Genomic DNA, 17,081 nt, shown 5'->3' with positions numbered 1-17,081 from the left:
TAACGTGCAAATGCGCCGGCCGTAATGTCCGGATTCGTCCGGGCAAGCCGTCTCGCCTCGACCGGCGGGCCGAGGACGTCTCACAACAAACGGCATGAAGCTTGCTTTTTGCGGCTGCCATCCTTTGCGCAGGAGTCCGGTGTGTCCATACGTGTCGCGTTGACCCATGTCACACATTACCGTTACGACCGTCCGGTCGCGCTTTCGCCGCAGGTCGTGCGCCTGCGTCCGGCGCCACACTGCCGGACGCCCATCCTGTCATATTCAATGCGCGTCGAGCCAGAGGAGCACTTCACGAACTGGCAGCAGGACGCGTTCGCCAACTATCAGGCCCGGCTCGTTTTCCCCGAGAAAACGCGCGAGTTCAAGGTCACGGTCGATCTCGTCGCGGAAATGGCCGTCTATAACCCGTTCGATTTCTTCCTCGAACCCGCCGCCGAGAAGTTTCCCTTCGAATACGATCCGGGCCTCGCGCTCGAACTCGCGCCGTATCGCGTCAAGCGCGAGCCGACGCCGCGTTTCGCTGAATTCGTCGCGAGCATCGACCGCACGCCGCGTGCAACCGCCGATTTCCTCGTCGAACTGAACCAGCGTCTTCAGCACGACATCCGCTATCTGATCCGGATGGAGCCGGGCGTTCAGACACCCGAGGAAACGCTCGTCAACGCGTCGGGCTCGTGTCGCGATTCGGGCTGGCTGCTGGTGGAAACGCTGCGTCAACTGGGTCTCGCCGCGCGCTTCGTGTCCGGCTACCTGCTGCAGCTCGCACCCGATACGAAAGCGCTCGAAGGCCCGAGCGGCACGGAAGTCGACTTCACCGACCTGCACGCGTGGTGCGAGGTGTTCCTGCCGGGTGCCGGCTGGATCGGGCTCGATCCGACCTCCGGACTGCTGGCGGGCGAAGGCCATATTCCGGTGGCGTGCACGCCGGAGCCGGGAAGCGCCGCGCCGATCTCGGGCGCGGTCGACAAATCCGAAGTCGAGTTCGAGCACACGATGTCGATCCAGCGCGTGCTGGAAACGCCGCGCGTGACAAAGCCGTATGCGGAAGAAGTGTGGTCCGACGTGCTGGAGATGGGCGCGCAGGTCGACCGTCAGCTCGCCGACATGGACGTGCGCCTGACGATGGGCGGCGAGCCGACCTTTGTCGCCGTACGCGATCGCGACGCCGCCGAATGGAACACCGACGCACTCGGCCCGACCAAGCGCGGTTATGCAGTCGCGCTGATGGACAGGCTGCGCACGCGCTACGGCGCGAACGGCTTTCTGCACATCGGGCAGGGCAAGTGGTATCCGGGCGAGCAGCTGCCGCGCTGGGCGATGTCGCTCTACTGGCGCGCGGACGGCGAGGCGTGCTGGCATGATCCGTCGCGCTTCGCCGATGAGCGCGACCCCGGCCGCTACACGGCGGAAGACGCAGCGCGCTTCATCCATCATCTCGCCGGCAAGCTCTCGCTCGATACGGACACAATCCAGCCTGGTTTCGAGGACACCTGGTATTACCTGTGGCGCGAGCGCCGTCTGCCGGTCAACGTCGATCCGTTCGAATCGAAACTCGACGACGAACTTGAACGTGTCCGTCTGCGTCGCGTGTTCGATGCCGGGCTGTCGAGCGTGACAGGCTATGTGCTGCCGCTCGCGCGCGCGAGCCACACGCCGTTGAACGGACCGAAGTGGGTGAGCGGCCCGTGGTTCTTTCGCGACGAGCGCATGTATCTGATCCCCGGCGATTCGTCGATGGGCTACCGGCTACCGCTCGAATCGCTGCCGTGGGTTTCGTCGAACGACTACCCGTGGCAGCACGCGCACGATCCGTTTGCGCCGCCCGCGCCGCTGCGCCCGGCCGCGCAGTTGCGGATGCAGTACGAGGCAGGCTCGACGTTCAGGCCTGCAACGTCCGCCACGGCGGCCGCAGCCGTCGCATTCGGCGCGGACAATGGCGCTTCGCCGGGCAGCGCCGCCAGCGGGCCCGCGGGTCTGCGCGACAGCGACACGGCCGGCTGGGCCCGCGACGCGGCGCGCATGCCGGAGCGTGGCGAATCCGCGAGTTGGATTTCGCGCACGGCGCTGTGCGTCGAGGCGCGTGATCCGGCGCGCGCAGCCGGGCCGAAAGTGGAGGCGGAAAAGTTCGGCAGCGGCCGCAAGCTGCTGCACGTTTTCATGCCGCCGCTCACCGCGCTCGACGACTATCTCGACCTGCTCGCCGCAGTCGAGGCTACGGCGGCTGAATTACAGATGAAGGTGATCATCGAAGGCTACCCGCCGCCGCGTGACGCGCGTCTGAAGATGCTGCAGGTGACACCCGATCCGGGCGTGATCGAAGTGAACATCCATCCGGCGTCGAACTGGGAGCAACTGGTCGATCACACCGAATACCTGTATCAGTCCGCGCACGAAACCTGGCTGTCGAGCGAGAAATTCATGCTCGACGGCCGCCATACCGGCACCGGCGGCGGCAATCATCTCGTGCTGGGCGGCGCGACGCCCGCCGACAGTCCGTTCCTGCGGCGCCCCGATCTGCTGGCAAGCCTGATTGCGTACTGGCACAACCATCCTTCGCTGTCGTATCTGTTTTCCGGCCTCTTTATCGGGTCGACGAGCCAGGCGCCGCGCGTCGACGAAGCGCGGAACGACCAGGTGTATGAACTCGAACTGGCATTTCTCGAACTGCAACGCCAGATCGACCGGCTCGGCGGGCGCGATGGCTGGCAACTGCCGTCGTGGCTCGTCGACCGCGCGCTGCGCAATATCCTGATCGACGTGACCGGCAACACGCACCGCGCCGAGTTCTGCATCGACAAGCTGTATTCGCCCGATGGTCCGGCAGGACGGCTCGGCCTGCTGGAGCTGCGCGGCTTCGAGATGCCGCCGCACGCGCGCATGAGCCTCGTGCAGCAGTTGCTGCTGCGCGCGCTCGTCGCGCGCTTCTGGGACAAGCCGTACACGACGCGTCTCACGCGGTGGGGCACCGAACTGCACGACCGTTTCCTGCTCGGCACGTTCGTGCAGATGGATTTCGACGATGTGATCGCCGATCTCAACGCGGCCGGCTTCGCCTTCGATACGGCGTGGTTCGCGCCGCATTTCGAGTTCCGTTTCCCGCTGGTGGGCGAAATCGCGACGAACGGCATCGCGCTGACGATTCGCAGCGCGCTGGAGCCGTGGCATGTGATGGGCGAGGAAGGTTCGCCGGGCGGCACCGTGCGTTACGTCGATTCGTCGGTGGAGCGAATCGAGGTGCGCGCGCTCGGCCTCAACGAAAACCGTCACGTCATTACGGTAAACGGCGTGCCGTTGCCGATGCAGCCGACCGGCCGCGCCAGCGAACAGGTGGCCGGCGTGCGCTTTCGCGCGTGGTCGCAGCCGTCGGCGCTGCATCCGACGATCGGCGTCGACGCGCCGCTTACGTTCGACATCGTCGATACATGGACGGGGCGCTCGATTGGCGGTTGCCAGTATCATGTCGCTCATCCGGGTGGACGCAATTACCAGACGTTCCCGGTGAACGCGTACGAAGCCGAGAGCCGGCGGCGCGCGCGCTTCTTCACGATCGGCCACACGCCTGGGCCGCTTTCGGTCGAAGCGCCGCAGCGCAGCCTGGAATTTCCCTTCACGCTGGATCTACGCTACTGGTGACCTGAAAAACAACACGCGACACGATCTTGGCTTTTCAATCGACTTTTCCCTTCGAGCCGAACGCGGGTCTCGCCGACGCGCTCGCGCTCCTGCGCGCGCTGCCCGTTCGCGACGGACACTGGGACGAGATGCACGACGCGTCGGGTGCGCTGCGCGAGCCGTGGCGACGGTTTTTCGAGCTGCTTGGCGAAGATGGCGTCGCGGATCTCGATCAGGATGCCGCTTCAGTCGCCCAGCAGATCCGCGACAACGACATCAGCTACAACGTGTATGCCGACAACGGCGAGTCGCGTCCGTGGTCGCTGGACCTGCTGCCGTTCCTGATCGCCGAAGACGAATGGACTGAAATCGAGCGCGGCGTGATGCAGCGCGCGCATCTGCTGAACGCGATCGTGGCGGACGTCTATGGTCAACAGACGTTGTTGCAGCGCGGCCTGCTGCCACCCGCGCTGGTGTTCGGCCATCCGGGGTATCTGCGGGCGGTGAAGGATTACGTGCCGCCTGGCGGGCAGTATCTGCAGTTCGTCGCGATCGACCTCGCGCGCGCGCCCAACGGCGGCTGGACCGTGATGGCACATCGCACCGAAGCGCCGTCCGGCCTCGGCTACGCGCTCGAAAACCGGATGATCGTGTCGAGTCTCTTCACCGATCCGTTTCGGGCAATGCGCGTGAGCCGTCTCGCGCCGTCGTTCTCGCAACTCGTCGGCACGCTCGCGCAACTCGCCCGCGCGACGATGAGCGGCGCGCGGGACGAAGCGCCGCATATCGCGCTGCTCACGCCCGGACCGTACAGCGAAACCTACTTCGAGCACACGTTCCTTGCGCGCTATCTCGGCGTGACGCTGGTCGAGGGCAAGGACCTCACGGTGCGCGACGACATGCTGTATCTGAAGACGCTTGCGGGGCTGGAGCGCGTGCACGTCGTGCTGCGCCGCCTCGACGATGCGTTCTGCGATCCGGTCGAGCTGCGTGCCGATTCGACGATCGGCGTGCCCGGCCTGCTGCAGGTGATGCGTGCGGGCAACGTGGTCGTCTCGAACGTGCCGGGCGCGGGTTTCGCGGAGTCTCCTGCGTTGCACGGCTTCATGGCGGGCATCGCCGATGCGCTGCTCGACGAGGAACTCGTCTTGCCCGACGTGCCGACGTGGTGGTGTGGCGAAGACGCCGCGCGTGCGAACGCATTCGCGCGGCAGGATTCGGCGTTTCTCGTACCGACGTGGCCCGAATCGCAGCGCGACGGCGCGCCCGGCATGGCGCCCGGCGCGCAGTGCCTCGACGCCTGGCGCGAGCGCATCGAAACGATGCCGGACGCGTTCACGGTCCAGCAGCCGTTGCCGTATTCCTGCACGCCGCGTTATGAAGGCGGCACGATCGGCAACCGGCCCTCGGTGCTGCGCCTCTTCGCGATCGCCGATTTCAACGGCGGCTGGCACGTGATGCCAGGCGGCTTCACGCGCCTCGCGGCTGAACGGCAAAGCACGGTATCGATGCAGTTCGGCGGCAGCAGCGTCGATACCTGGGTGCTGTCGAGCCAGCCGCTCTCGACGTTTTCGCTGCTGCCTTCGCCGCTCAAACCCGGCGACCTCGCGCGCAGGCATCGCACCGTTTCCAGCCGCGCGGCGGAGAACCTGTTCTGGTCCGGCCGCTACGGCGAGCGCGCCGAAAACAACGTACGCCTCCTGCGCCTGATTCTCGGCTCGCTGGAAAACAGCGACAGCGACGCGATGTTCTCGACGCTCGTCGAACTGGCGTTGCAGAACGGCCTCGCGCCGCAGGTCGACATGCTCGGGCAGCAATCGCCACAGACGTTCGAGCGCACGCTGGTCGCGAACCTGAACGAGCACACGGGGGCGGCCAGCATCGGCCAGAACCTGGCCTCGCAGGCGCGCGCGAGCGGCGAGATTCGCGGCCGTCTTTCGAGCGATCACTGGCGCACGATCGTGGCGGCGCGCAACGATTTCCGCGATGCGCTGATCATGCTGACACCTTCGGCACCTGCGCCTGCGCGGCACGATCGTTACGACCGTGTCACGCTGATCAACGCGCTGGAACATCTGTCGACGCAACTCTGTGCGATCAGCGGCGCGCAGGGCGACCGGATGACGCGCGACGAAGCGTGGCGCCTGTTGTTCGTCGGGCGCCATATTGAGCGCGTGTCGGCGATGACCGCATATCTGCGCGTCGTCGCCGAAGGTCGCCAGCTTGCGACGCCGGCCGGCTTCGATCTGCTGCTGCAGCTCTTCGACAGCACGCTGACGTATCGCTCGCTTTATCCGGGCCGCTTCGAAGTGCCCGCGCTGCTCGATCTGCTGGTGGTCGAGCCAACCAATCCGCGCGGGCTGTACGGCGTCTACGAACGCCTGTGCCGCAAGCTCGACGAGATCACCGTCGCCGCCGGCAGTTCGCGCCACGCGACGTTTGCCGGCCTGATGCGTCCCGTCGAATCCTTGCCGTCTCTCGAACGCCTGTGCGCAACCGATGCGGACGGCGGCTATACCGAACTCATCGAAGTGTGCAACGAACTGAACGCGCTGGTCGCGCTCGCGGCCAATGAAATCAGCGCGCGTTATTTCAGCCACGCGAATACGCTCGCATTGCGGGTGTCGTCATGACGGCCGCGCATACCGTGCTGTCGGTGTCGCACCGCACAACGTATCGCTATTCGACGTTCGTCGAAACGGCGCAGCATCTGGCGACCATCCGGCCGCTCGCGTGCGCATGGCAGCGCGTGGTGAACCACACCGAACGCATCGAGCCGACGCCTTCGTATGCGCATAGCCGCATCGATGCGTTCGGTAACGACGTACTCTATTTCGCACTCGATACTCCGCACGAACGCCTGCAACTCGTGAGCGAAACGACGGTGCAGCTGACACCGCGCTGGACGTCGCTCGATCCGCAATCGACGCCTGCGTGGGACGCGGTGGCCGACGCGCTGCGCTATAGCATCGGCGGGACGTTCAGGTCGGAGACGGAGTTCTGCTTCGCTTCGCCGAATATCGTGCTGCGCCCCGCGTTGCGCGAATACGCACTGTGGAGTTTTCCGCCGGGCAGGCCGGTCGCGGCGGGCGCGGTCGATCTGATGCATCGCATTCACGCGGACTTCGAATACAAGCCGTCGGCGACGATGTTCGATACGCCCGCCGAACGCGCGTTCGAATTGAAGCGCGGCGTGTGCCAGGACTTCGCGCAGGTGATGATCGGTTGTCTGCGCTCACTGGGGTTGCCCGCGCGTTACGTCAGCGGTTATCTGCGCAACGATCCGCCGCCCGGGCAGGCGCGGCTGATCGGCGCGGACGCGTCGCACGCATGGGTGTCGGTCTATTGCCCGGGTAGCGGCTGGATCGATCTCGACCCGACTAACGACGTGCTCGCCGACACCGATCACGTGACGCTCGCAACGGGCCGCGATTACAGCGACGTATCGCTGCTGCGCGGCATGATTCTTGGCGGCGGCGCGCACCGCGTCGAGGTAGGCGTGAGCGTACTCGCGCTTTGAGCGCGCGGAAATAGACCGGCGCACCATCTCGTTCCCCGGGCGATTTCAAACAAGCGTTTGTCCGGAAGCCGTGAACCCGATCACGTCGGCCACCTACGTCGGTCATCCGTCATGCAGTAAAAAATTTGACAGTGTGCGTATGCACATGTATGATGATCTGCATGAACCGGCCTCTCTCCTACGACGAATGCAACTGCTTTGCCCTGCGGCAGGCGGCAAGGCACGTCACGCAGATTTACGAGCGGCATTTGTCCGCTGTGGGTTTGTCGGCGGCGCATTTCACGATTCTTGCCAAGCTCGCGCGCACGCCGAATCTGACCATGATGGATCTGGCGGACGCGATGGTCATGGACCGGACAACGCTGGTCCGTGCAATGAAGCCGCTGCAGCGCGACGGTCTCGTGTCCATCGAACCGGCCGCGCATGACGGTCGCACGTTTCTGTTCAGCCTGACCGGCAAGGGCGAGAAAACCTTCGACGAGGCCGCCGTCGCCTGGCGTGCGGCGCAGGACGAGTTCGAAAGTAGCTTCGGCCGGGGGCGCGCGAAAGCGCTGCGCTCGGAATTGTTCGACATCACGGAATAACGGCGCGCGATGTATCAGCCCGCCATTATTGCGTCTTAATGTGTGCATACGCACTTATAAATGAAATCCACGTTATTTCCGGCAGAAGACGACTGTTTCGCGATTCGCCAGGCGGCGCGCTATGTCTCGCAGCTCTACGACCGGCATCTCGCCCAGGTCGGCCTGACGACGACGCAGTTCTCGATCATGGGCCGGATCCGGCGCGCCCGCCGCGCGACGATGAAGGGGCTCGCCGACCAGATGGTGATGCAGCGCACGACGCTCGTGCGCGCCATCCAGCCGCTGCGGCGCGACGGACTCGTATTCAGCGAGACACTCGAACCGGACCGGCGCGAGCTGTCGATCGGTTTGACCGAAGCGGGCGAGGCGCGTCTCGCCGCCGCGCGTGAGCACTGGTACGCGGCACAGGAAGAGTTCGAAAAGCGGTTCGGCCCGAAGCGTGCGGAAGCGCTGCGACGCGAACTGTTTGCGATGACCCGGGACTAGATTCGAAGCCCGCGTGACGTGGGCAGCAGCATCGGCCGGCGCGTTTTCCGCGCCGATTTTTTCAGGTAACGAAGTGCATACGCACATATCAACATGTCCACTACTCCTTCGACTATCGCACCCGCCAGCGCGGCGGATCGTGCCAATTCTGCCCGACGCATCCCGTGGATGCTGCTTGCGGTCACCGCGGTTCTCGTCGTGCTGGTTGCAGCCGGGTCGTACTGGTTTTTCGTCGGGCGCTTTGTCGAAAGTACCGATGACGCGTATATCGGCGGCGACGTCACCGTCATGGCGCCGAAGGTGAACGGTTTCGTGACCGACGTGCTGGTGAAAGACAACGAACACGTTCACGAAAACCAGGTGCTGATCCGTCTGGACGCACGTGATTACGACGCGCGTCTCGCGCAGGCAAACGCCGAAGTGGACAGCGCGAAAGCCGCCGTCACCGAGTTGCAGGCGAAGAAATCGCTCCAGCTCGCGACGATCAACGAACAGGGCGCCGAAGTGCGTGCGTCCAGCGCCGAACTGACGCGCAGCGCAGCCGACCAGACGCGTTACCGGGAGCTCGTGAAAGATGACGCCGTGTCGAGCCAGGTCGTCGAGCGCGCCGAAGCGGATCTGCTCAAGGCGCACGCCGCCGTTGATCGCAGCAATGCTGCGTTTATCGCCGCGCAGCGTCAACTGGTTGTGCTGGACGCGCAGATCGGCGATGCAAAAGCGCGCATCGCGACGGCGCAGGCCGCGCAGCGCGTCGCGGCGCTCAACGTCGAATACACGACGATCCGCTCGCCGATCGACGGCTACGTCGGCAATCGCACCGCGCGTGTCGGTCTGCTCGCCAATACGGGTGTTTCGCTGCTGACGGTCGTGCCTTCGAGCGGCCTGTGGATCGACGCCAACTTCAAGGAAGACCAGTTGAAGAAGATGCGCGTCGGCGACAGCGTCGACGTCGAACTGGACGCATCGAACGGCGAGATCCATGGCGTCGTCGACAGCCTTGCGCCGGCAACCGGGGCTACGTTCAGCGTGCTGCCCGCGGAAAACGCGACCGGCAACTTCACGAAGATCGTGCAGCGCGTGCCGGTGCGCATCCGCCTCGACGTGCCGAAGGAGATGCAGGGCGTGCTGCGCCCGGGGCTCTCGGCGACGGTGAAGGTTCATCTCGCAGCGCACGCGTAAATCCTGAGGCGAGCCGATCATGCACCCTAACCACGCGCACGCAGCGCGCCCCGCGAACCCCGCCGATCAGCCCATGCGCGCGAAAGTCTTCGCGTTCGCGCTGATGTGCCTCGGGTTCTTCATGGCGACGCTCGACATCCAGATCGTCGCTTCCTCGCTCAGGGACATTGGCGGCGGTCTGTCCGCCAGCCAGGACGAACTCTCCTGGGTGCAAACGTCGTATCTGATCGCGGAAATCCTGGTGATTCCGATGTCAGGCTGGCTTACGCGCGTGTTCTCCACGCGCTGGCTGTTCGCGGCATCGGCGCTTGGCTTCACGATCACGAGCATGTTGTGCGGCATGGCATGGGACATCAACTCGATGATCCTGTTCCGCGGACTGCAGGGCGCGCTCGGCGCCGCGATGATCCCGACGGTCTTCACTACGGCATTCGTGCTGTTTCCCGGCAGACAGCGGCTGATCGCGGCCACGACAATCGGCGCGCTCGCCTCGCTGGCGCCGACGATCGGCCCCGTGATCGGCGGCTGGATCACGTCGCAATGGTCGTGGCACTGGCTGTTCTACCTGAACCTCGTGCCGGGTATTCTGGTGACCGTGCTGGTGCCGAAGTTCGTGCACATCGACGATGTCGACCTCTCCCTGCTGAAAAAGGGCGACTACCCCGGCATCGCGCTGATGTCGGGTTTTCTGGGCTGCCTCGAATACGTGCTCGAAGAAGGGCCGCGCAAGAACTGGTTCGGCGATCAGGTGATCCTGACGTGCGCATGGATCTGCGGTATCTGCGGGTTCCTGTTTCTTGTCCATGCGTTCACGGCGAAGGAACCGATCGTCGATCTGCGCGCGCTCGCGATCCGCAACTTCGGTATTGGCAGTCTGCTGTCGTTCATTACCGGTATCGGCATCTTCTGCGCGGTGTATCTGACGCCGGTGTTCCTCGCCCGCGTGCGTGGCTTCGATTCGCTGCAGATCGGCCTTGCGCTGCTTTCCGTCGGCTGTTTCCAGCTGGTGGCGCTGGTGGTGTATTCACTGCTTGCACGCGTGGTCGACATGCGCTGGCTGATGGTGTTCGGGCTCGTATGCTTCGGCGTCGGCCTCTATCTCTACGTGCCGCTCACGAACCAGTGGGGCTGGCAGGAACTGCTGGTTCCGCAGGCGCTGCGCGGCATCGGCCAGCAGTTCTGTATTCCGCCGATCGTCACGATGGCGCTCGGTTCACTGCCCCCATCGCGGCTCAAATCCGCCAGCGGCCTCTTCAATCTGATGCGTAACCTCGGCGGCGCGATTGGCATTGCCGTCGCCAGCACGATGCTCAACGACCGTCTGAACCTGCATTACGAGCGTCTCGACGAACACGTGACGGCGGGTCGTCCAGTGATCGAAGCCGTGATCCAGCAGCAGGCGGCGCATCTGGCCGCGGTGGGCGGCGACGCGCTCAACGCGGCGACAGCCGGTCTCGACGTTCTGCATGGGTTGCTGATGCGCGAGGCGCTCGTGCTCACTTTCTCCGACACGTTCCTCGCGGTGGCGCTGTGTTTCGTGGTGGGACTCGCGAGCGTGGTGTTCTCGCGCCCGTTCGGCAACACCGCGCCGCCTCCCGACGCTCACTAAGGTACCTGACATGAAATCGATCATTGCAAAGGCTCTGGCGGGCATCGCCGCGCTGAGTCTCGCCGCCTGCGCCGTGCAGCCGGAAACCCACGCCGATCTGCCGAAGACCGTGCAGACCGTCGCGCCCGACGCGTGGAGCGTCGACGCGCCGCAGGCGTCCGTGAACGCCGACGCGTGGTGGAACGACTTCGGCGACCCCATCATGCATGAGCTGGTGACAGCGGTGCTGGACGGTAACCTCGACGTGCAGGCCGCCGCGGAACGGGTCAAACAGGCGCAGTCGATCGCGACGCAACGTCACGCGGATCTGCTGCCCGAACTCGACGCTGTCGCACGCGCTGCCGATACGCGCCAGAACACGCCGCCGCCGCTCGGTTACGTGCGCCAGGCGGGTATCGGTCTCGCCGCGAGCTGGACACCCGATGTGTTCGGCGGCGAGCATCTCGCGCTGCTCGCGGCACAGGCGCAGGTGTCGGGCCGCAAGGAAGCGCTGAATGCCGTGCGCCTCGCGCTCGCCGCCAGCACGGCGGCCGCATACATCGACCTGCGCTGGGCGCAGTCGCAGATGCAGATCGTCAAGGATAACGAGCAGATCCGCAGCCGCGCGTTGCGTCTGACGCAGGAGCGCCTGCACTACGGACTGTCGACGCAGCTCGACGTCGCGCGTGCGCAGAACCAGCTGTCCGATCTTCAGGCGCAGATTCCGCGCGTGCAGTCGACGATCCAGCATCAGCTCAGCCTGATCGCGGTGTATTCGGGCCGCACGCCGGAAAGCGTCGACGGACTGCTGCTCGCGAACGCGCAGGCGATTCCCGTGCCGTCGCAGAGCGTGCCGCAGACGCTGCCTTCGGAGGCGTTACTGCGTCGCCCGGATGTGCGCACCGCGTATGCCGGCGTCGAGCAGCGCGCGGCGGAAGTTGGCGTATCGAAGGCGCAGCGTTATCCGCAGTTCAGGCTGACGCTCTCGGACGGCCTGCTCGCCGCGTCGTATCTCGGGTTGCCGACGCTCACCGACAACCTGTTCAGCGCGGCCCTGAGCGCGACGAGTCCGATCCTCAACGCCGGCCGGATCAACGCGGGTATCGACGAAAGCGAGAGCCGCATGCGCGAATCGCAACTCGGCCTGCGTCAGACGATGCTCGAAGCGCTGAAGGAAATCGAGGACACGCGCAGCGATCTCGTCAGCACGTCCGAGCAGGCGCAGCGGCTTTCCGGCGCGCTCGATGCGTCCAGCCAGGCGCTGCGTCTTTCGAGTGAGCTGTACAAGGGCGGCGCGTCGAGCTTCCTCGACGTGCTCGCCGCGCAGGAAGCGTATCTGCAGGACTCGGAATCGCTGAACCAGGCGAAACGCGAACATGCGCTTGCCGCGGTGGCGCTGTATCGCTCGCTCGGCGGCGGCTGGGATACGCACGATTTCGCCGATGTTGCCAGCGTTACCGCGACGTCGTCTGGCACCCCCTGAACAGACCCGTAACTTCACTTTCCACCTCAACGAGGGAATCGACCATGAGTACACGCGAAATTGTGATCAGCCATCCGGTGAGAACCCCGATCGGCGCCTTCAGCGGTTCGTTGAAGGATGTGCCTGCCACCGACCTCGGCGCGGCTGCCGTCCGCGAAACGCTGCGGCGCGGCGGTATCGATGCGGCGTTGCTGTCGTCGGTGGTCATGGGCAATGTGATCCAGGCGGGCAACCGCATGAACCCGGCCCGCCAGGCGTCGATCGGCGGCGGCGTGCCGGTGGCCGTGCCGGCATTGACCGTCAACCGCGTCTGCGGTTCGGGCGCGCAGGCAGTCGTCTCCGCGGCCCAGGAAATCGCGCTGGGTCTGGGCAACGTCGCGGTCGCGGGCGGCATGGAGAACATGGATCGCGCGCCGTATCTGATGGACGGCGCGCGCCACGGTTACCGCATGGGGAGCGCGCAGATTCACGACAGCATGTTGCGCGACGGCCTCGTCGACGCGTTTTCCGGCGAGCATTCCGGCTGGCATACCGAAGACCTCGTGACGCAGCTTTCGATCACACGCGACGCGCAGGATGGCTGGGCCGCCCGGTCGCAACAGCGCTTCGTCGCGGCGCAGGAACGCGGCGCGTTCGAAGCCGAACTCGCCGCCACCGAAGTCAAGGGACGCAAAGGTCCCGTGCTGTTCGCCCGCGATGAGCAGCCGCGCGGCGACACCACGGTCGAGATTCTCGCGAAGCTGCGTCCCGCGTTTCGTCCGGACGGCACGATCACCGCAGGCAACGCGCCCGGGCTGAACAGCGGCGCGGCCGCGATGATCGTCGCGGAACGCGGCTTCGCGGAAGCGCGCGGTATCGAACCGTTCGCGCGGCTCGTGGCGTACGGCGTGGCGGCGGTCGAGCCGGGCATGTTCGGCCTCGGTCCCGTGCCAGCCGTGCAGATGGCGCTCGAGCGGGCCGGGTGGAGTCTGGGCGATATCGAACGCATCGAGATCAACGAAGCGTTCGCCGCCGTGCCGATCGCCGTCGCGCGGAAACTCGGCCTGGCCGAAGACATCATCAACGTGGAAGGCGGCGCGATCGCGCATGGTCATCCGGTCGGCGCGACCGGCGCGGTGCTGGCGACGCGGCTCATCCACTCGATGCGACGCGATGGTCTGAAGCGCGGTATCGTCACGCTGTGTATCGGTGGTGGACAGGGCATCGCGCTTGCGCTCGAAGCGCTGTAAGACCGCTTTAAACGCTTTGGAACGTGCGCGCCGCGTCCCTGCATCCGACGATACTTTGCTGTATTTTCCGTATGCACGGATGGACAGACGGACGGCGCGCACGCGCCACACGATTGATCTCAAGGAGACATGATGCGAATTCTGGTGGTGGGTGCAGGTGCGACGGGCGGTTATTTCGGCGGACGTCTCGCCGCGGCGGGGCGCGACGTGACGTTTCTGGTCCGCGCGCAACGGGCGGAGGAACTGAAGCGCACGGGTCTCGTGATCCGCAGTCCGCGCGGCGATCTCACGCTGCATGATGTGAAAACCATTCAGGCAAGCGATGCCGCGAAACCGTTCGATCTCATCGTGCTCAGCTGCAAGGCGTACAGCCTCGACGACGCGGTGAAGGCATTCGAGCCGTTCGTCGGACCCGATACGGCGATCCTGCCGCTCCTGAACGGCATGGCGCACATCGATACGCTGACGGAGAAATTCGGCGCCGCGCGCGTGCTGGGCGGCCAGTGCGTGATCGCCGCGACGTTGAACCCCGCACGCGAAATCGTGCATCTGAACGACCTGCATTCGATCACGTTCGGCGAGCTCGCCGGCGGTTCGCCGGAGCGCGCCCGCGCCATCGATGCCACGCTGCAGGGGGCGGGCTTCGATGCTGCATTGAGCGACGCGGTACTTCAGCAGATGTGGGCGAAGTGGGTGTTCCTCTCGACGCTGGCGGCCAGCACGTGCCTCTTTCGCGCTTCCATTGGCGACATTCTGGCGGCGCCCGACGGCAAACGCGTGATCGAAGGCCTGCTGTCCGAATGTCGCGCGGTGTCGGCGCACAACGGTTATCCGATGGGCGAGGATTTCGTGGCGCGCGTGAGCGGCACGCTCTTCGCGGCGGGCTCGCCGATGACGGCCTCGATGTTGCGCGATGTCGAGAACCATTCACGGATCGAGGCCGATCACATTCTCGGCGACCTGATCCGCCGGGGCGACGCCGCGCAGCATGATGACGCACACGTGTCGCTGCTGCGTCTTGCGTATAACCATCTGAAGGCTTACGAAGCGCGGCAGGCGCGCGAGGCATAGAGGCATAATCGCGCGCAGGCATATTTCAGGTAGCCAGCCGGATGGATATCCACATCACGATTCAGGGGCGCCAGGATCTGGCGGGACAGATCTATCGACAGCTGAGGGCAGGCATCGTCGAAGGGCGGCTGGCGGGCGGGGTGCAGTTGCCGTCCACGCGGGATCTGGCGACCCAACTCGGGGTATCGCGCAAGACCACGCTCGATGTGTTCGAGCGTCTGCTTTCCGAAGGGTTTCTGTCGGCGCGCGCGGGCTCCGGCACGTTCGTGTCCGACGGCCTGCAGCGCCTGCCCGGCGAAAAATCGTCGCATGCGAAAGCCGCCGAAGCGGCGAAGGTGCAACCGGCGGCGCAGGCGCGCGAAGTGTGGGACGAACTCGCGGTTTCGCTCGCGTTGCCGCAGCCGGACGCCCGGATCACGCTCGACTTTGTCGGTGGCGTGACGGACAAATCGCTGTTTCCGTTCGACGTGTGGCGCACCTGCATCAATCACGCGCTGCGCGTGCAGTCGCGCGGTCGCGGCACCTATCACGACGCCGCCGGCGAGCAGGAACTGCGGCTCGCCGTGTCGCGCTATCTGGCATTTAACCGCGCGGTCGTCAGCAACTGGGACGACGTCATCATCACGCAGGGCGCGCAGCAGGCGCTCGATCTGGTGGCCCGCGTGATGCTGCGTCGCGGCGACACCGTTGCCGTCGAAGATCCTGGCTACCCGCCGGCGCGCGCGTGTTTCGCCGCGCTGGACGCGAAGGTCGTGCCGGTCCCGGTCGACGAACAGGGCCTTGTCGTGAGCCGGCTGCCGAAGAACGCGCGGCTCGTCTATGTGACGCCTTCACACCAGTTTCCGCTTGGCATGCCGATGAGTCTGGAGCGCCGGGTCGAACTGCTCGAATGGGCGCAACAGCGCGGCGCCGTCATCATCGAAGACGACTACGACTGCGAATACCGCTTCGAAGGACGGCCGGTGGAGCCGCTCAAAAGCCTCGACCGCGCAGGTCTGGTTGCGTACGTCGGCACGTTTTCAAAGACGATTTTCCCCGAACTGCGCATGGGTTACGTCGTGCCGCCTGCCTCGCTGCTGGGTCCGTTGCGGCACGCGCGACAGGTCGGCGACTGGCACGGCTGCACACTGACGCAGACCGCGCTTGCTACGTTCATGCTCAACGGCGACTTCGCGAAACACCTTCGACGCATGCATAAACACTATGCGGCGCGGCGCGCGATGCTGCTTTCACACCTGCAAAACGGGCTTGCGCCGTGGTTCGAGCCGATCGTGCCGACCGCGGGCATTCACCTTGCCGCAAGGATCAGGGCGCCGCTCGCGGAGGCGGCGGTCGTCGAGGCAGGACGTGCCGTATCGGTTGGGCTTTATGGGCTCGCACCGTTCCATTTGCGCGAGAAAGCGCGGCCTGGCCTGATGTTCGGCTATGGCGGGATCGGCGTCGAACAGATCGACACGGCCCTCACCGCGCTTGCGGAACGGATGCCGGGTCTTGCCCGCTGATCTTCAAAAAGCCCTTGATATGCGTGCCCGTTTGCGTGAAGGCGCGTGAAAGAGGCTGTCGTCGCGTGGCTGGTTTCGCGCCGCCCCTGGTGTTTACCTCACTCTCAAGGGTGCGTGCGCCGTGATCCAAAAAATGCGTTTTACCCGCTAAAACAGGCGTCAAAATGTGTTGAGGAGTCAGCGCCACGCAACAAACCAGCGGTGTCATGCACAAAAGATTCGCGCGAAACGCTGGAGCGCTTGTAGAATCCGGCACTGAAGCGTGCGCATACCGCGTGCCCTTCAGTGCATTCACTGACCACAACAGGTAGGAGAAACATGCCGACTTCCGCAAAAAAGGTGGCCAAGAAGGCTGCCACTGTACCGGCCAAAAAGGTTGCAGCGAAGAAAGTGCCTGCGAAGAAAGTAGCGGCTAAGAAGGTCGCCGTGAAGGCGTCCGGCGCACCGTCGCCGATCAAGGACACCTTCACGAAGGCCTCGCTGGCTGCACACGTCGCAGATCGTGCTGCTGTCGAACTGAAGGCTGCCAAGGCCGTTCTGGCCGCGCTCGAAGATACGATCCTCGGCGCGGTGCACAAGAAGGGCGCTGGCGAATTCACGCTGTCCGGTCTTCTGAAGATTGTTGTTCAAGCCGTGCCGGCGAAGAAGAGGCGCTTCGGCAAGGACCCGTTCTCGGGTGAAGAGCGCTGGTTCCCGGCCAAGCCGGCTAGCGTGCGCATCAAGGCACGCCCGCTGAAGAAGCTGAAAGACGCGGCAGGCTGAGCGGTTCGAGTCGTGGCCCGCCGCCCCGGGGGGCGGGGCCGGCCCGGGGGGGAACGGGGGGG

Annotated in this window: 12 protein-coding genes; all 12 read left to right on the top strand. The window is 65.2% G+C overall.

The features are described 5' to 3' along the window. Positions 1–141: 141 nt before the first annotated feature. Complete coding sequence (locus LPA34_RS25570; RefSeq protein WP_228983670.1) at positions 142–3,636, top strand: transglutaminase family protein; 3,495 nt, start codon at positions 142–144, stop codon at positions 3,634–3,636. Between the two features lie 26 nt (positions 3,637–3,662). Beyond that, on the top strand, positions 3,663–6,248 hold the full coding sequence (locus LPA34_RS25565; RefSeq protein WP_228983667.1) for a circularly permuted type 2 ATP-grasp protein: 2,586 nt from the start codon (positions 3,663–3,665) through the stop codon (positions 6,246–6,248). After that, positions 6,245–7,135: a transglutaminase family protein gene (locus LPA34_RS25560; RefSeq protein ID WP_228983664.1), complete on the top strand. Its 891-nt coding sequence runs from the start codon at positions 6,245–6,247 to the stop codon at positions 7,133–7,135. Before LPA34_RS25565 ends, LPA34_RS25560 begins: the two co-directional genes overlap by 4 nt. Positions 7,136–7,296: 161 nt before the next feature. After that, positions 7,297–7,719 carry a MarR family winged helix-turn-helix transcriptional regulator gene (locus tag LPA34_RS25555; RefSeq protein WP_228983661.1) on the top strand — a complete coding sequence of 141 codons (423 nt, stop codon included), beginning with the start codon at positions 7,297–7,299 and terminating at the stop codon, positions 7,717–7,719. A gap of 60 nt (positions 7,720–7,779) precedes the next feature. Beyond that, positions 7,780–8,205 (top strand): MarR family winged helix-turn-helix transcriptional regulator, encoded by a 426-nt coding sequence (locus tag LPA34_RS25550; protein WP_228983659.1) that lies wholly within the window; start codon positions 7,780–7,782, stop codon positions 8,203–8,205. Between the two features lie 93 nt (positions 8,206–8,298). Next, a complete protein-coding gene (locus LPA34_RS25545) occupies positions 8,299–9,384 on the top strand; it encodes an HlyD family secretion protein (protein ID WP_228983656.1) in 1,086 nt (361 codons plus the stop codon). A 19-nt stretch (positions 9,385–9,403) separates the two neighbouring features. Then, positions 9,404–10,993 carry a DHA2 family efflux MFS transporter permease subunit gene (locus LPA34_RS25540; protein WP_228983654.1) on the top strand — a complete coding sequence of 530 codons (1,590 nt, stop codon included), beginning with the start codon at positions 9,404–9,406 and terminating at the stop codon, positions 10,991–10,993. 10 nt (positions 10,994–11,003) lie between these two features. Then, complete coding sequence (locus tag LPA34_RS25535) at positions 11,004–12,455, top strand: efflux transporter outer membrane subunit (protein WP_228983652.1); 1,452 nt, start codon at positions 11,004–11,006, stop codon at positions 12,453–12,455. Positions 12,456–12,499: 44 nt separating this feature from the next. Then, the gene (locus tag LPA34_RS25530; protein ID WP_228983650.1) at positions 12,500–13,684 is read left to right on the top strand and encodes a thiolase family protein; all 1,185 of its coding nucleotides are present in this window, start codon (positions 12,500–12,502) and stop codon (positions 13,682–13,684) included. Positions 13,685–13,816: 132 nt separating this feature from the next. After that, a complete protein-coding gene (panE, locus tag LPA34_RS25525) occupies positions 13,817–14,755 on the top strand; it encodes a 2-dehydropantoate 2-reductase (protein ID WP_228983694.1) in 939 nt (312 codons plus the stop codon). A gap of 41 nt (positions 14,756–14,796) precedes the next feature. Beyond that, complete coding sequence (gene pdxR / locus LPA34_RS25520) at positions 14,797–16,257, top strand: MocR-like pyridoxine biosynthesis transcription factor PdxR (protein ID WP_228983646.1); 1,461 nt, start codon at positions 14,797–14,799, stop codon at positions 16,255–16,257. Between the two features lie 318 nt (positions 16,258–16,575). Beyond that, positions 16,576–17,019: an HU family DNA-binding protein gene (locus LPA34_RS25515; RefSeq protein WP_228983644.1), complete on the top strand. Its 444-nt coding sequence runs from the start codon at positions 16,576–16,578 to the stop codon at positions 17,017–17,019. The last annotated feature ends 62 nt before the right edge of the window (positions 17,020–17,081 follow it).

The sequence above is a fragment of the Paraburkholderia gardini genome (genome assembly GCF_907164575.1).
GTDB classification, from domain to species: Bacteria; Pseudomonadota; Gammaproteobacteria; order Burkholderiales; family Burkholderiaceae; genus Paraburkholderia; species Paraburkholderia gardini.
Note: the sequence above shows the minus strand (reverse complement) of the source record. Positions and strands in the feature narration are given on the sequence as shown.

Bases quoted from the DNA above. Each gene is read 5' to 3' on its own strand.
- LPA34_RS25560 (WP_228983664.1), top strand. From the start codon at position 6,245: ATGACGGCCGCGCATACCGTGCTGTCGGTGTCGCACCGCACAACGTAT.
- LPA34_RS25555 (WP_228983661.1), top strand. From the start codon at position 7,297: ATGAACCGGCCTCTCTCCTACGACGAATGCAACTGCTTTGCCCTGCGG.
- LPA34_RS25550 (WP_228983659.1), top strand. From the start codon at position 7,780: ATGAAATCCACGTTATTTCCGGCAGAAGACGACTGTTTCGCGATTCGC.
- LPA34_RS25545 (WP_228983656.1), top strand. From the start codon at position 8,299: ATGTCCACTACTCCTTCGACTATCGCACCCGCCAGCGCGGCGGATCGT.
- LPA34_RS25540 (WP_228983654.1), top strand. From the start codon at position 9,404: ATGCACCCTAACCACGCGCACGCAGCGCGCCCCGCGAACCCCGCCGAT.
- LPA34_RS25535 (WP_228983652.1), top strand. From the start codon at position 11,004: ATGAAATCGATCATTGCAAAGGCTCTGGCGGGCATCGCCGCGCTGAGT.
- LPA34_RS25530 (WP_228983650.1), top strand. From the start codon at position 12,500: ATGAGTACACGCGAAATTGTGATCAGCCATCCGGTGAGAACCCCGATC.
- panE (WP_228983694.1), top strand. From the start codon at position 13,817: ATGCGAATTCTGGTGGTGGGTGCAGGTGCGACGGGCGGTTATTTCGGC.
- pdxR (WP_228983646.1), top strand. From the start codon at position 14,797: ATGGATATCCACATCACGATTCAGGGGCGCCAGGATCTGGCGGGACAG.
- LPA34_RS25515 (WP_228983644.1), top strand. From the start codon at position 16,576: ATGCCGACTTCCGCAAAAAAGGTGGCCAAGAAGGCTGCCACTGTACCG.